General features: G+C 68.0%; 1 protein-coding gene. It reads left to right on the plus strand.

The annotated features are described in order from the left end of the window. Window positions 1-668: dihydropteroate synthase (locus ACTT8P_RS38395; RefSeq protein WP_442836419.1), on the plus strand; the 668-nt coding region annotated here is incomplete at both ends.

The following is a 668-nucleotide window of genomic DNA, read 5'->3' on the forward strand; positions in this document are numbered from 1 at the left end:
CGGCTGGCGAGGGAGCACGGTGCGGCGCTGATCGCGCTGACCATCGACGAGGAGGGCCAGGCCCGCACCGCGGAGAAGAAGGTCGAGATCGCCGAACGGCTGATCGACGACCTGACCGGCAACTGGGGCATCCACGAGGCGGACATCCTGATGGACTGTCTGACCTTCACCATCTGCACCGGCCAGGAGGAGTCCCGCGGGGACGGCATCGCCACCATCGAGGGCATCCGGGAGCTGAAGCGCCGCCACCCCGACGTACAGACCACCCTGGGCCTGTCCAACATCTCCTTCGGTCTGAACCCGGCCGCCCGCATCCTGCTGAACAGTGTGTTCCTCGACGAGTGCGTCAAGGCCGGCCTGGACTCGGCGATCGTGCACGCGAGCAAGATCCTGCCCATCGCTCGGTTCGATGAGGAACAGGTCACCACCGCTCTGGATCTGATCTACGACCGGCGCCGTGAGGGGTATGACCCGCTGCAGAAGCTGATGGCCCTGTTCGAGGGCGCCACCGCCAAGTCGCTGCGCGCCTCCAAGTCGGAGGAACTGGCCGCCCTCCCGCTGGAGGAGCGCCTCAAGCGCCGCATCATCGACGGCGAGCGCAACGGTCTGGAGGCCGACCTCGACGCCGCGCTGGCCGCCCGCCCCGCCCTGGAGATCGTCAACGAGGT

The sequence above is a fragment of the Streptomyces sp. JW3 genome (genome assembly GCF_052216785.1).
Lineage (GTDB): Bacteria > Actinomycetota > Actinomycetes > Streptomycetales > Streptomycetaceae > Streptomyces.